General features: G+C 43.0%; 13 protein-coding genes and 2 pseudogenes. 13 read left to right on the top strand and 2 right to left on the bottom strand.

Annotated features, from left to right (window positions below; genetic code table 11):
* The first annotated feature begins 137 nt into the window (after nucleotides 1–137).
* The 10 genes and pseudogenes from glmM to WKT17_RS08990 all read left to right on the top strand — a co-directional run bounded on the left by glmM (nucleotide 138) and on the right by WKT17_RS08990 (nucleotide 9,699).
* Nucleotides 138–1,496: a phosphoglucosamine mutase gene (gene glmM / locus WKT17_RS09035; RefSeq protein ID WP_291682264.1), complete on the top strand. Its 1,359-nt coding sequence runs from the start codon at nucleotides 138–140 to the stop codon at nucleotides 1,494–1,496.
* A gap of 3 nt (nucleotides 1,497–1,499) precedes the next feature.
* Nucleotides 1,500–3,338, top strand: a complete 1,839-nt coding sequence (glmS, locus tag WKT17_RS09030; protein WP_291682262.1) for a glutamine--fructose-6-phosphate transaminase (isomerizing) — start codon at nucleotides 1,500–1,502, stop codon at nucleotides 3,336–3,338.
* Nucleotides 3,339–3,482: 144 nt separating this feature from the next.
* The gene (locus WKT17_RS09025) at nucleotides 3,483–4,499 is read left to right on the top strand and encodes a 3'-5' exonuclease (protein WP_291682260.1); all 1,017 of its coding nucleotides are present in this window, start codon (nucleotides 3,483–3,485) and stop codon (nucleotides 4,497–4,499) included.
* Between the two features lie 19 nt (nucleotides 4,500–4,518).
* Nucleotides 4,519–4,755, top strand: a pseudogene (locus WKT17_RS09020) (carbohydrate ABC transporter permease); the annotation flags it as partial.
* Nucleotides 4,756–4,785: 30 nt separating this feature from the next.
* Nucleotides 4,786–5,898, top strand: coding sequence for a glycoside hydrolase family 172 protein (locus WKT17_RS09015; RefSeq protein WP_291682258.1), 1,113 nt, complete (start codon nucleotides 4,786–4,788; stop codon nucleotides 5,896–5,898).
* Between the two features lie 12 nt (nucleotides 5,899–5,910).
* On the top strand, nucleotides 5,911–6,435 hold the full coding sequence (locus WKT17_RS09010; protein ID WP_291682256.1) for a hypothetical protein: 525 nt from the start codon (nucleotides 5,911–5,913) through the stop codon (nucleotides 6,433–6,435).
* A gap of 25 nt (nucleotides 6,436–6,460) precedes the next feature.
* Complete coding sequence (locus tag WKT17_RS09005) at nucleotides 6,461–6,697, top strand: hypothetical protein (RefSeq protein WP_291682254.1); 237 nt, start codon at nucleotides 6,461–6,463, stop codon at nucleotides 6,695–6,697.
* Between the two features lie 109 nt (nucleotides 6,698–6,806).
* On the top strand, nucleotides 6,807–7,343 hold the full coding sequence (gene rbr / locus WKT17_RS09000) for a rubrerythrin (protein ID WP_291682253.1): 537 nt from the start codon (nucleotides 6,807–6,809) through the stop codon (nucleotides 7,341–7,343).
* A 225-nt stretch (nucleotides 7,344–7,568) separates the two neighbouring features.
* Nucleotides 7,569–8,465, top strand: coding sequence for a putative manganese transporter (locus WKT17_RS08995; protein WP_226853596.1), 897 nt, complete (start codon nucleotides 7,569–7,571; stop codon nucleotides 8,463–8,465).
* A gap of 271 nt (nucleotides 8,466–8,736) precedes the next feature.
* Nucleotides 8,737–9,699, top strand: coding sequence for a DnaJ C-terminal domain-containing protein (locus WKT17_RS08990; RefSeq protein ID WP_173749316.1), 963 nt, complete (start codon nucleotides 8,737–8,739; stop codon nucleotides 9,697–9,699).
* 77 nt (nucleotides 9,700–9,776) lie between these two features.
* On the opposite strand, the gene WKT17_RS08985 is transcribed toward WKT17_RS08990, so the two are convergent.
* Together WKT17_RS08985 and WKT17_RS08980 are read right to left on the bottom strand one after the other, a co-directional pair.
* Nucleotides 9,777–10,010: a helix-turn-helix transcriptional regulator gene (locus tag WKT17_RS08985; protein ID WP_173749315.1), complete on the bottom strand. Its 234-nt coding sequence runs from the start codon at nucleotides 10,008–10,010 to the stop codon at nucleotides 9,777–9,779.
* A 123-nt stretch (nucleotides 10,011–10,133) separates the two neighbouring features.
* Entirely contained in the window at nucleotides 10,134–11,516 is a 1,383-nt protein-coding gene (locus WKT17_RS08980; protein ID WP_173749314.1) for an ATP-binding protein, read from the bottom strand.
* Nucleotides 11,517–11,708: 192 nt separating this feature from the next.
* On the opposite strand from WKT17_RS08980, the gene WKT17_RS08975 reads away from it, so the two are divergent.
* The 3 genes and pseudogenes from WKT17_RS08975 to WKT17_RS08965 form a co-directional block, all read left to right on the top strand.
* A complete protein-coding gene (locus WKT17_RS08975; RefSeq protein WP_173749313.1) occupies nucleotides 11,709–13,205 on the top strand; it encodes a sensor histidine kinase in 1,497 nt (498 codons plus the stop codon).
* A complete protein-coding gene (locus tag WKT17_RS08970; protein WP_173749312.1) occupies nucleotides 13,198–13,887 on the top strand; it encodes a response regulator transcription factor in 690 nt (229 codons plus the stop codon). The genes WKT17_RS08975 and WKT17_RS08970 overlap by 8 nt, the downstream gene beginning before the upstream one ends.
* A 229-nt stretch (nucleotides 13,888–14,116) precedes the next feature.
* Nucleotides 14,117–14,495, top strand: a pseudogene (locus WKT17_RS08965) (AAA family ATPase); the annotation flags it as partial.
* Nucleotides 14,496–14,549 lie beyond the last annotated feature (54 nt).

Here is a 14,549-nt window from a genome sequence, read left to right as displayed (position 1 = left end):
GGGAAAAGGGAAACTTTTTTGTACGGTATGGAAAAAAATAAGAAAATAAAAAAGAAAATCTTAAAAAACAGAAGGAAATCTGGTATAATTAAACAAAATGTGTAAAAAAAAAGAACGATTGTACAAAGGAGTTTGTTATGGCAAAATATTTTGGAACAGACGGTTTCCGAGGAGAAGCGAATGTGGACTTAACTGTAAATCATGCATATCAGATTGGACGCTTTCTGGGCTGGTATTATGGCAGAAAAAAGCAGCCGGATGAAAAGTGCAGGATATTGATAGGAAAAGATACCCGACTGTCCTCCTACATGTTTGAATATGCATTGGCATCCGGAATTACTGCATCCGGGGCAGACGCGTGTTTGCTGCATGTAACAACGACTCCTTCTGTGGCTTATGTTGTCAGAACCGAAGATTTTGACGGTGGAGTGATGATTTCTGCAAGTCATAATCCGTATTATGACAATGGTATCAAGCTGATTAACGCGGCTGGTGAGAAGATGGACGAGGAAACTCTTCTGAAAGTGGAAGCTTATATGGATGGTATTTCCGGTGAGATTCCTTTTGCATATAAAGAAAAAATCGGCTGCACTGTGGACTATTCCCAGGGACGCAGCAAATATATGAATTATCTGATTTCCCTTGCTGTGAAATCTTACAGTGGAAAGAAAGTAGGGCTGGATTGTGCAAATGGAAGTGCCTGGATGCTGGCTAAGCAGGTATTCGATGCCTTGGGCGCTGAGACTTATGTGATAAATAATCATCCCGACGGAAATAATATCAATGAAAACTGCGGGTCTACTCATATAGAAGAACTGCAGAAATTCGTAATAGAGAATCATTTAGATGTGGGATTTGCTTTTGACGGAGATGCAGACCGCTGTCTTGCTGTGGATGAAAACGGTAAGCTGGTGGATGGAGACGCCATTATCTATATTTATGGCCGTTATCTCAAAGAAAGAGGGAAGCTGACAGGAAATAAAGTCGTTACTACGGTTATGTCTAATTTCGGTCTTTATAAGGCTTTGGATGAGATTGACGTGGCATATGAAAAAACAGCAGTAGGAGATAAGTATGTATATGAAAGTATGTCAGACAACGGATACCGCATTGGCGGCGAACAGTCCGGACATATTATCTTCCGTAAATATGCGACTACCGGAGACGGAATTCTCACAGCAATCAAGCTGATGGAGGTTATGCTGGCCAAAGACCAGACGCTTTCTCAGCTGGCAGCGCCCATGAAGGTATATCCCCAGGTGCTGGTAAATGTGAGAGTAAAAAATAAGAAAGCAGCGCAGGAAGACCCGGCTGTACAGGCAGCGGTGAAAGCAGCAGAAGAAAAGCTGGGAGACAGCGGAAGAATTCTGGTGCGGGAAAGCGGCACAGAGCCGGTTATCCGCGTTATGGCAGAGGCAGCAGAAAAAGCAGAATGTGAAAGGCATGTGCAGGAAATCGTAGACGTTATTATAAAACAGGGACATCAGGAGGCATAAAATATGTGTGGAATCGTTGGATATGTGGGAAAGGAAAATGCAGCGTCTATTTTAATAGACGGACTTTCAAAACTGGAATACAGGGGCTATGACTCTGCCGGTATTGCAGTGCTGGATGACAGTCAGGAGAACAAAGAAATCGAAGTTATCAAAGCGAAAGGCCGTTTGCAGGCTCTTCGTGAAATGACGGATAATGGAAGAGCAGTAAAGGGCTGCTGCGGAATCGGCCATACCCGGTGGGCAACTCATGGAGAACCCTCTGTGGTGAATGCACACCCTCATGTATCAAAAGACAGAAAAATTGCAGTGGTACACAATGGCATTATTGAAAATTACAAGGAAATCAAAGAATATTTGCAGAAAAAGGGATATGAATTTCTATCTGAGACAGATACAGAAGTCATTGCACATCTGCTGGATTACTATTACAAAGGAAATCCCCTGGAAGCCATCACAAAAGTGCTGGGAAGGGTGAGAGGTTCTTATGCCCTGGGAATTCTGTTTCAGGAAAATCCGGGTGTGATGTATGCAGTGAGAAAAGACAGTCCTCTGATTATCGGAAAATCTGCCCAGGGAAATTTTATTGCGTCGGATGTTCCTGCAATTTTGAAGTATACAAAGACGGTATGTTATATTGATGACAGAGAAATTGCAGAAATTACAGCAGACAGCATTCGTTTTTATGATGTAGACCAGGAAGAACTGCAGAAAGAATTCAAAACTGTAGAGTGGGACGCGAAAGCGGCTGAAAAAGAAGGGTTTGAACACTTTATGCTGAAGGAAATCTACGAACAGCCAAAAGCAGTGGCAGATACCATCAGCCCCAGAATTAAAAATGGGAAAATTGTGATTGATGAACTGGAAATGACAGATGAGGATATTAAGAATGTGAGCCGTATTCAGATGGTGGCCTGCGGCTCTGCTTATCATGTGTGTGTATGCGCGAAGTATGTGCTGGAGGAATTGGCTCAGATTCCGGTAGATGTGGACTTGGCGTCTGAATTCCGGTATAGAAATCCGCTTCTGACAGAAAACACTCTGGTCATTGTGGTGAGCCAGTCCGGTGAGACGGCAGATTCTCTGGCGGCTTTAAGAGAATCTAAGAAAAAAGGTTATAAGGTACTGGGAATTGTAAATGTAGTGGGAAGTTCTATTGCCAGAGAAGCGGACAGTGTGTTCTATACCTGGGCAGGGCCGGAGATTTCCGTGGCAACAACGAAAGCCTACAGCACACAGTTGGCAGCGGTATATCTGATTGGTCTGCTTTTCGGAAAAGTGAGAGGCACGATTAAGGACAAAGAATATAAAGAGTATATTCAGGAATTGGGAAAACTTCCCGAGAAAATTCAGCGGATTCTGGATGAAAAGGAAAGAATTCAGTGGCTGGCAAATAAATATTCCCATGCAAGAGATGTATTTTTCATCGGAAGAGGATTGGACTATGCCATTTCTCTGGAGGGTTCTTTGAAACTGAAGGAAATTTCCTATATCCATTCTGAGGCTTATGCAGCAGGAGAATTGAAACACGGTACGATTTCGCTTATTGAAGAAGGCGTTCTGGTCATTGGAGCAGCTACACAGCCTGCATTATTTGAAAAGGAAATCAGCAATCTGGTAGAGGTGCGCAGTCGTGGAGCGTCAGTATTGGGATTGACTTCTTACGGAAATTATACAATGGAAGATATTGCGGATTTTACCGTGTATGTGCCTAAAACAAAAGACCCTTTTACCACCAGTCTGGCGGTAATTCCTCTGCAGCTTTTGGCATATTATATCTCAGTGGCCAAGGGACTGGATGTGGATAAGCCCAGAAATCTGGCAAAAAGTGTGACAGTAGAATAAGGGAAAATGCAAAAGATGTCGGACAGAAAAGGGCTGTAAGCGCTGTGTCCGGCATCTTTTCTCAATGGAGCCGCATTGACTTGTATAGGATATTTTGCTAGAATGATTCTGCACAAATGATGATTCCGAAAGAAAGGTGCTGGTATGAATTATATTGTTTTGGACTTAGAGTGGAATCAATGTCCTTATGGAAAGGGAAGAGAGAATAAGAAACTGCCTTTTGAAATTATCGAGATAGGTGCGGTGAAACTGAATGAAAAGCGGGAAATTGTAGATTCTTTTCAGCAGATTGTAAAACCCTGTGTTTATCGAAAGCTGCATTTTCGCACAAAAGAGATTTTGGATATTGATGTAGCAGCACTGGAAAAAGGTATGCCTTTTGCCAAAGCGGCAAAGCAGTTTATGAAATGGTGCGGATCTGATGTGAAATTTTGTACATGGGGATGTTCGGATTTGGTTGAATTGCAGCGCAATCTGAAGTATTACCGAATGATAAATCTTTTAAAAGGACCTGTTTTCTATTATGATGTGCAGAAATTGTTTGGATTGTTTTACGAAGGAGAAAAAACTTCCAGGTCCCTGGAATATGCCATAGATTTCCTGTGTATGGGAAAAGAGGGGAAATTTCACAGAGCACTGAATGATGCTTATTACACTGCCGAAATCCTGCAGAAGATTCCCGAAGCTTTTGTACAGGAACATTATTCTATTGACTGCTATCAGAACCCCAAAGCCAGAGGTGAAGAAATTTATCGGGTTTTTGAAAACTATTCTAAGTATATTTCCAGAGAGTTTTATTCAAAAGAAGAAGCGATGGAGGACCGGGAAGTAACGAAAACAAAGTGCTTTCTCTGTGGTCAGACAGCCAGAAAGAAAATACGCTGGTTTTCCCTGAATCCCAAATCCCATCTCTGCCTGGCTTATTGTCCGGAGCATGGGTACTTTAAAGGAAAGGCCAGGATAAAAAAGACAGATGAGGGGAAATATTATGTGGTCAGGACTCTGAAACAGATAAAGGAAGAAGAGGCAGATTTGATTCGGCAGAAAAAGGAAGAGTTGAGGAAGAAGAGACGGCTCAAGAGACACAGTGAAAAGACGCAGGGTGAGGAAGCAGGAACACCTGTAAAAAAGACGGGAAAGAAAAGGAAAAAGAGAGCATAGACTTTAGGGGGAAGAACTTCTTATTAATTTTATTACCTGCCTGAACAATTTCTTTACGCCGTTATATTACTCTAATGATATTCAGGTGTTATCTGTTGCTATTGTACAGCTTCCTCTGAGAGATAATATGTATGGAGTGCCGTGGGAGCTGGTCAGTGCTATGGGGTGGATTATATTGCTTCCAATTATTATTTTTGTGGCAATTTTTGAGAAACAGATTATGGATGGAATTATGGCAGGCGGTGTAAAGGCTTAGAGCAGGAAAAGCAGACAGGAGGAGAATAAGATGAACTATGATTTAGGAGGAAGCCTGGGAACTCTGGCATTGGCGAAGCACAGAAAAAGCCGTGCCATTAATGCAGAGAATCCTACAGGAGAAAAAGGCAAAGGGGGAATGGCGGCGAGCCCCCTGGGACCATCAAGGAAAGGAAGCCCGTGCCTGCGGGATATACCAAGCGGCGAGACTGTGACATTGGCAGAAATCGAAGGGCCGGGAACCATCAATCATATATGGATTACTGTGACTAATAAAACTACAGAAGCGGACTGCTTTGTTTTAAGGGATTTAGTGCTGCGTATGTATTGGGATGATGAAGAGGAACCCTCTGTGGAAAGCCCTCTGGGAGATTTTTTCTGCTGTGGCTTTGGCAGGGAGTGTATTGTAAATTCACTTCCTATTGCGGCAGTTCCAAGCAGGGGACTGAACAGTTATTTTCAAATGCCGTTTAAAAAGAAAGCAAGAATTACATTGGAAAATCAGCATGTGAATCCGATACCGGCATTTTTCTACCAGATAGATTACTGCCTTTGGGATGACCCTTTACCAGAAGATATTGCTTATTTTCATGCACAGTGGAGAAGACAAAAAATTACGGAGCTTCAAAAAGATTATGTGATTTTGGATAATGTGAGAGGAAAAGGTCATTATGTGGGAACTTATATGGCCTTGACAACATTAGAACGCTACTGGTGGGGCGAAGGAGAAATGAAGTTTTATATTGATGGGGATGAGGAATACCCTACGATATGCGGAACAGGAACAGAGGATTACTTTGGTGGTTCCTGGAGTTTTGCAAAACAGGTGGACGGCAAAACCGTGGAGCAGAACTATTGTACGCCTTATATGGGATATCCCTATTATTCTTCTCATGATGAGGTGATTCACAACGATTATCACAATGATGACTGTATGCCTATGCGGGGATTTTACCGTTGGCATATTCAGGATCCTATTTGTTTTGAAGAAAATTTGAAGGTAACCATTCAGCAGATTGGTGTGGGGTACAGAGGACTTTTTGAGCGTCAGGATGATGTGGCAAGCGTGGCATACTGGTATCAGGCGGAGCCTCATAAGGGTTTTGCTCCCCTGATGGAAAAGGAGGACCGGTGGCCCAGATAAGGAGAGAGGTTTTTGAAAAGACGGGTGTTGGGTTTTGTAATTGGGGTTTGTATTTTGGGTATTACGGGTTGTATGGCAGAGGAACAGGAAAAAGAGAAAGCTCTGAAAGAATCGAGGGAGGCTGATTTGACGATTATGCATATTGATGCAGAAAATCCGGAATTTCAGAAATTTATCCAGCGGGCAGAAAAAGAACTACAGATGGAAATAGAGGTACTTTCCTGCCCAGAGAATGCAGATAACCGCCATGCAAAAATTTCCACTATTTTGGCAGCAGGAGAGGCTTCTGTGGATATTTTTACAGTAAATGACGAAATGGTAAGTGAATTCAAACATAAGCAGTATCTTTATGTACAGCGGAGCCATGGACACCTTTCAAAGAGCAGGAGCATATGGAAAAGAGCAGATTCAGGTTGTACCGCTGCCTCAGTTTACAAGGCAGGCCACGAATATTGCTGCCTGGCAGTATGTTCTGAACCGTTCTTCAAAAAGACAGGACAATGCGGTAAAATTTTTGCAGTATGCAGCCAGCCGTGAAGGTAGTATTGCATACTCAGAATGTATGAGCAGACTGCCCGCCAGAATAGATATTATTTGCGAAGAAGAATTAGATGTTCCTGGATTTGAGGGGCTGAGAGACTATGTGGAAAACGTAGAATTAAAGGAAAGACCTTTGTCAGCCAATACGATGGAGGATATTACAGCTATGGGAAATCTTTTTCAAAAGTATATTACGGATGAAATATCTCAGGAAGATTTTTGCAAAAAGGCCCAGCAAATTACCGATGGCTTTTTCTAAAGCCGCCCGCCTTTTACTCGGCACGCCCGTTTTTACAAGGGCAATTCTATTAACATCTTCTTTGAGGTTCGTTACACTTGTGAGTATAATGAATAAAGGGAGGTCTTGTATGTCAAAGTACGCAGGAACAAAAACAGAAAAGAATCTTATGGAAGCTTTTGCAGGTGAGTCACAGGCACGCAATAAATATACATATTATGCCTCAGCTGCCAGAAAAGCAGGATTTGTGCAGATGGCAAATCTCTTTGAAGAGACTGCAAACCAGGAAAAAGAACATGCAAAAATGTGGTTTAAGGAATTTCACGGAATTCATAATCCGGAAGAGAATCTGAAAGATGCTGCCGAAGGTGAACATGAAGAATGGACAAGCATGTACAAACGTATGGCAGAAGAAGCCAGAGAAGAAGGCTTCGCTGAACTTGCGGAAAAATTTGAATTAGTTGCTGAAATCGAAGCTGCCCACGAGAAACGGTATCTCAAGTTGTTGGATTCTCTGAAAAAGGGAGAAACATTTAAGGGAGAAGCGCCGTTGGGATGGAAATGCAATAACTGCGGATATATTCACATGGGAGATGAAGCACCGGAAGTATGTCCTGCATGTGTACACCCGCAGGCATATTTTGAGAGAAAGACAGAAAATTATTAAAAATGAAATGAAAAAAGCGCTGCAGCATGAAACGTGTACCAGGATATTATATATACTGCCTTTATGAAAGATGCGATGCTCTCTTTTAGGTGAAAAGTACCGATAAAGGAAAACAACGATGGTTCTTGCTTTTTTTTCAAATTTGTGGTAAATTCAAACCCTGTAGCAAGAGGGCGGGGCTGGGAGAGAAACAGTCCCTTTGAGATAAAAGGAGCAAGCATGTCAATCATTATCGACGTTTGTCTGGACGCAGTTCTGGATACAGTAAAACTCATTCCCTTCCTGTTTCTTACGTATTTTATTATGGAATACATGGAACACAGGACAAAAGCAGCAACGCAGCAGATGGTGCAGAAAGCCGGCAGATTCGGACCGCTTATCGGAGGTGTGCTGGGCGCATTTCCACAGTGTGGTTTTTCGGCGGCAGCTTCCGGTTTCTACGCAGGAGGGGTCATCTCTGTAGGAACGCTTCTGGCCATTTTTCTTTCAACTTCAGATGAAATGCTGCCTATTTTCATTTCGGAATCCGTGGCAGCGGGGACAATTTTTAAGATTCTGGGGCTAAAAGTGGTTATTGGAGCCGTTTCCGGTTTTGCCATTGATTTTCTCTGGAGAGTTGGCAGCAGAAAACGGGCCGAATACAGAGAACATCACCGTAAACATCACGAACATCACGAAAAAGGCATTCATGAACTGTGTGAACATGAGCATTGCCATTGTGAAGAAGGAAGTATTTTAAAATCTGCATTGATACACACGTTGCAGATAACCGTTTTTATTTTCCTGGTGTCTGCGGCCATTGGTTTTTTGGTAGAAGCGGTAGGACAGGAGCGAATCGGCAGTTTCATTGTCAATCAGCCGGTGCTGGGTGTTTTTCTGGCTGCACTGATTGGTATGATTCCAAACTGTGCGGCGTCTGTCATTATTACGCAGATGTATCTGAGTGGTATTCTGGGAGCAGGACAGATGATGGCAGGACTTCTGGCAGGAGCGGGAGTCGGTATTCTGGTACTCTGCAGGACCAATAAAGGCGCCAAAGAGAATCTGGGTATTATAGGGATTTTATATGGTGTCAGCGTGTTGTGGGGAATCTTATTTGAATTTGCAGGTATTGTATTATAAAAGGAAACAAAAAGGTGGAAAGAGCCGTTTTGCAGAAAACTGTTGAAAGTTTTTTTGACAGGGATTTGCAAAGCGGCTTTTCCTGTTTTGGACTGAGGAGAAAAAATAAATTGCCAGGTGGTTGACAATTGTAAAAATGGATGTTATATTACAGATAGAACAAAAATCCCATAAGAATGACTTTCAAAGGACGTAAGGTCCTCAGGGCATGTCTTATGTTTCAATAGATTGTAAAGGCAACAAGCAGGGGAAAAGTTAGAAGGTGGTAAAATTGAAGACAAAGAGAGATTGTTATGAGATTCTTGGATTGAGCAAAAACGCTACGGCAAATGAAATAAAAAAAGCATACAGAAAGCTGGCAAAAAAATATCATCCCGATACCAATGCAGGAAATGCACAGGCGGAAGAGCGGTTTAAAGAAGTGACAGAAGCCTACGGAATTTTAAGTGACGAAGAGAAGAAGAGGCTGTATGACCAGTTCGGCTATGCAGCCTTTGACGGCAGCAATCCGGGAGCAGAGGGACAAAATACCCGGCAGGGCGGTTATCGGGAATACCATTTTACAGGAGAGGATATGGGGGATATTTTCCAGGATATTTTCGGAAACGAGTTCCATGGAGACGCATCTTTTGGCGGACCGTTTACGGACGGATTTGGACGAGGTGGATTTAGCCGCCGGGGCGCTGATTTGCATGCAGATGTGACGATTACTTTTGATGAGGCGGCATTTGGCTGTAAAAAGATATTCCGTCTGCAGGACGAACATTCAGGACAGCCTCAGAATCTGCAGGTGCGGATACCGGCAGGCATTGCATCAGGCAAATACGTTCGTCTGAAAGGAAAAGGCTATCCGGGTACCCGAGGCGGGCAGCCGGGAGATTTGCTTTTGAAGGTTCAGGTACAGGATAAGCCGGGGTTTGAACGGAAGGGTATGGATGTGTACACGACTGTAAAAGTGCCTTTTACCACTGCTGTTCTGGGCGGTGAAGTTCCGGTCAGTACCATTTATGGAAATGTGCTTTGCAAAATCCGGGAGGGCACACAGTCAGGAACAAAAATCCGTCTGCGGGGGAAAGGAATCGTATCTATGAAGGATTCATCCGTCCATGGTGATCAGTATACCACTGTGGAAATCCAGGTGCCCAGAAATATCAGCCGGGAAGCAAGGCAAAAACTGAAAGAATTTGAACAGGCATGTAAAGGAAAAGGAAGCGGTTCCGGCAGCGCCGCATGAGTTTCGCACTCGTTGTACCAGACACTGCAGAAGAAAGAATAGGCTGTCGCGTGCGACAGCCTATTCGTCATCTGTGATTAATTTCTGAAATCAAATAAGTCTTTTACCGGAACATCTAAGGCATCTGCAATGTCAAATAAACTTTCCAGAGAAATAGAAGTTTTCACCTGAGGCGCTTCGATGTTGCTGATATGCGTTCTGCTCAGCCCTACATTCTGGGCAAGGTCAGCCTGAGTCAGCCCTTTTAATTTTCGATAATAAGAAATAGTCAGTCCGAGTTCCCGGAACTGCCGGATTCTCTTTTCGTTCATATTTGTGTTCTCCTTGTCTTCTGTAAAGTATAGCATTGACAGGGATACACAAAAACAAACTAAAAATATGCAAATAATAATTATAATATTGCAAAAATGAAATCCAATTTGAAATATGCACTGTTAAATTGTGGAAGAGAGATACTCATCGGCCATACGGCACATTTTTTCCAGACTGAATACATGCACATGGTTTCCGGATATGGTTTCAAATCCACTGACAAAGTCGGATTTGGAGAACAGATAATACCACTGTTCTTCATCAGGGAAAAGACTGGCATGCTTCTGCAAGTCATAAAGCGCGTCAACGTCCAGCCAGTCTTCTGTCCAGAAGCAGGCGCCCAGCATAATGTTGTCTCTGGAATAGGCGGCAATGGAAATGTATTCTGTTCTCTTCTTGGTGGGATGCTGTCCCCACCAGCGGCCAATGCGCTGCATAGGAAATGGTGTGCGTCCGGCCTTTTCTTCCAGTTCCAGAAAATCACGGCAGATATCCGGAAACACCCGGATAGTGTAATCTTCCAAAAGAGGAACGATTTGCTTTTCAAATACCTGTGCGCCTTCGCCCACTTCGATTTCGGAAAGATACGGCAGTACACAGGTATACCAGAAGCGGAAAATGCCGTCGCTAATCAGATAGAGGGCCCGGCGGCTGCCTTGATTTTCTGTGACCGGAACAATGCGGCTGACCAGATTGCGGGAAGCCAGAGAGGAAAGCAGACTTCCGGCTGCACTGGGGGTCAGATTCGTATAGTCACAGATTTCCTGCAGCTTTTTGGTTTCCGTGCCTATAGCTGAAAGGATGGCGCGCATAACAGAGGAGGCGGAATAATATTCTCTGGTGCGGGCTTCCACAAGCCGGTAAAAAATCCCGTCTGCAGTGAAAAACAATTCCCGGAGTTTTTCCCGCACACAGCAGTCAGCAGGAAAATACTGCAGATAAGCCGGAACGCCGCCTGTAATGCTGTAAAGCAGAATCTGTTCTTCAAACTTCATCTGAGGATATTGTCTGCGCATTTCAAAGAATGAAAAAGGCTCAAGGAGGAAAGAGGCAGCTTCTCTGGGGCTTTCTTTTTCATATAAGGAGGCCGGCTTGCACAAAAGTACAAAAAGCCGGGATTTTGGGTCCGCCCGTTGTATCAGCGAACTCAGCATAGTGGGAAAACGCCGGTTTGCGGCAGTCCAGTTGACGAAGTCATCCAGAATCAGAACCACAGGTTCACGGACAGAGTCTTTGGAAAGCAGTTTGAAAATATCTGCAAATTTTTTTGTGTTTTCATAAGAAGTACCCAGTCTGCGGATGCAAAGCTGTTGGAAAAGAGAAAAAATCTCCTCAAAAGGAAGGGCAGGGGCTTTAAAGTACAGTACGGTTCTCTCCTGTGAAAACTCCTGCAGCAGCCGGCTTTTGCCCATTCCGGGATGGGAATAGAGGGAAACCGCCTGGGTAATCTGGGTATCATATAATTGTGTTAAACTGGAAAGCAGTTGGCCTTTATCTATAAACATGATTTCTCCTTCGTTTGTATTACCATTTTTTTATTATTTTAGAGTGAGTTTTGCAGAAAGTCAAAAGATTTTGACAGGTTTTTTATAGAAAGTTTAGATTTGATTCTATATTATTTAGAGGAAAAGAGAAAAAACTATGCTATAATATACATAAGTAAGATTTAGAATAACTTTGGCGGAGAGGCAATAGTCATGAAATTAAAAACAAGAATCATCATTTCTTTCTTTATCATTGTGCTGGAACCCCTTCTTTTTACGGGGCTGGCCTTCTGGGCATTTTCTCAGTATCAGTTTAAAGTAATTGAAAAACAGTATGGCATTGAAAATCCCACTTACCAGAGTTTATCGAATACAGCAGAGCTTGTAAATAATCTGACAAATGAACAGGCACAGGTAATTCAGAAGGTGGCGGATACAGAACCGGAAAAATTTGAAAATATTCAATATCTGACTGAACTGAACAAAGAGCTGCAGAGTATGTATTCGTATCTTCTGGTATGCGAGGATGACAGAATTATTTATTATGGGTGCGAGGATTACCCTTCAGAGCTTGTAAAGAAGCTGGCAAAGGTACAGGAATTTACCACCAGTGCCAGCGACGGTATGTATCTGGGCGGTAAGGTACAGGCCCTTGTAAAAAGAGTGGATTTTCATACAGAAGAGGTACAGGAAGGAAATGTATTTATTGTTTCCAACATTTTAGAGACGCTTCCGCAGACAGAAGAATTATTTCGCAATATGCTGGTAACGGTGATTATTATTCTGGCAGTTACAGCGCTGGGACTGACCTGGTGGATTTACCGCGGTGTGATTTCGCCTTTGGACAAACTCCGCACTGCCACCAGAAAGATTAAGGAGGGAAATCTGGATTTTTCCGTATCTACAGAAGGTGTAAGTGAAATCGCAGAATTGTGCCAGGATTTCGAAGATATGCGCCAGCGGCTCAAGGAAAATGCCGAGGAAAAAATAGAGTTTGACCGGGAGAGTAAAGAGCTTATCAGCAATATTTCCCATGATTTAAAAACGCCTATCACAGCGGTCAAGGGCTATGTAGAGGGAATTATGGACGGCGTGGCCAACACCCCGGAGAAAATGGAGCGTTATATTAAAACGGTTTACAACAAAGCCAATGAGATGGACAGGCTGATTAATGAACTGACCTTTTATTCCAAAATGGATACCAATAAAATTCCGTATACCTTTAATAAAATTTCGGTTACAGACTTTTTTGATGACTGCGCAGAAGATTTGAAAATGGAACTGAGTTCCAAGAATGTGGAATTTTCTTATTCCAACTATGTGGAGCCGGAAGTGCTGGTCATTGCAGATGCAGAGCAGATTAAACGGGTTGTCAATAACATTGTGAGCAATTCTCTGAAATATACAGATGCAGGCAGGCAGAGGCGGATTAACCTGCGGGTAAAGGACGTGGGAGATTTCATTCAGGTGGAAATCGAGGATAACGGAAAGGGCATTGCGGCCAAAGATTTGCCTAATATTTTTGACCGTTTTTACCGTACAGATTCTTCACGAAATTCTTCCAAGGGCGGAAGCGGAATCGGGCTTTCCATTGTAAAGAAGATTATGGAGGACCATGGCGGAAAGGTCTGGGCGACAAGCAAGGAAAATATCGGAACAGTGATGTATTTTGTTCTTAGAAAATATCAGGAGGTACCAGTCAATGAGTAAGATTTTGATTATTGAAGATGAAGAGGCGATTGCAGATTTAGAGAAGGATTATCTGGAACTGAGCGGATTTGAGGTGGAAATTGAAAACCGGGGAGACGTAGGACTGAAAAGAGCTCTGGAAGAGGACTATGATTTGTTTATTCTGGATTTGATGCTGCCGCAGGTAGACGGCTTTGAAATCTGCCGGGAAATCCGAAATCAGAAAAATACGCCGGTTATCATGGTGTCTGCAAAGAAGGATGACATTGATAAAATCCGGGGTCTGGGTCTTGGAGCGGACGACTACATGACAAAACCTTTCAGCCCCAGCGAACTGGTAGCAAGGGTAAAGGCTCATCTGGCCAGATACGAAAGATTGATTGGCACCGGGGTGCAGGAAAATGATATTATTGAAATCCGTGGATTGAAGATTGACAAGACTGCCAGAAGAGTGTGGATAAACGGGGAGGAAAAAAATTTTACGACCAAAGAGTTTGATTTGCTGGCGTTTTTGGCCCAGAATCCAAACAGGGTATTTACCAAAGATGAGCTGTTTAAGGAAATCTGGGATATGGAATCTATCGGAGATATCGCAACGGTGACGGTGCATATTAAGAAGATTCGCGAGAAGATTGAATTTAATACGGCGAAACCACAGTATATCGAGACCATCTGGGGGGTGGGGTATCGGTTTAAGGTGTGAGATAAGGACTGCTGCTTTGTAAGAGTGAAGGCTTATGAAGCGGCAGTTTTACATTTTTCTGTAACGAAAAACCGGTTGTTCTTTCCTGCCATAACAGATATAATGAAGAAAGAGCAATACAGATAGAAAGAAATCCGATTTCCGGCAACGAAAGGAGGCAGGTACGATGTTAAGAAGGGTATCCATAGGATATCAGGAATTTGAAGATATTATCAGTAATAATCTGTTCTTAAAAGCGTATGGACTTTCTGATAAATTCCGTGAGGTAAAACGCTGGTACGATGGTTTTACATTTGGAAATAAGACAGATATTTATAATCCGTGGTCTGTGATTCATTATCTGGACAAACAAAAGGTGGGACCCTACTGGGCGAATACAAGCAGCAATAGCCTGATAGGAAAAGTGATTCGTGAAGGTTCCTGCCAGATAAAAGAATCCTTTGAATGCCTGTTGGCCGGAGAAAGTATTACAACGCAGATGGATGAACAAATTGTGTATCATCAGCTTGATTTAGACAAAAAATGCAATCTGGAGCCTTTTTCTGGCTAGCGGTTATCTCAAAATTGCAGGCAGTAAGGAGCAGGAAATGCCATATGGGGACTGGAAAATATGGTTTTGCTTTTCACGGAAAGAAGGTTTTAATAGGAAGTTGAATAAGATG

Origin of the sequence: Blautia sp. HCN-20427 (assembly GCF_037890365.1) — a bacterium.
Taxonomy (GTDB): Bacteria; Bacillota; Clostridia; order Lachnospirales; family Lachnospiraceae; genus Blautia.
This window is presented reverse-complemented; position numbering and strand designations above follow the sequence as displayed.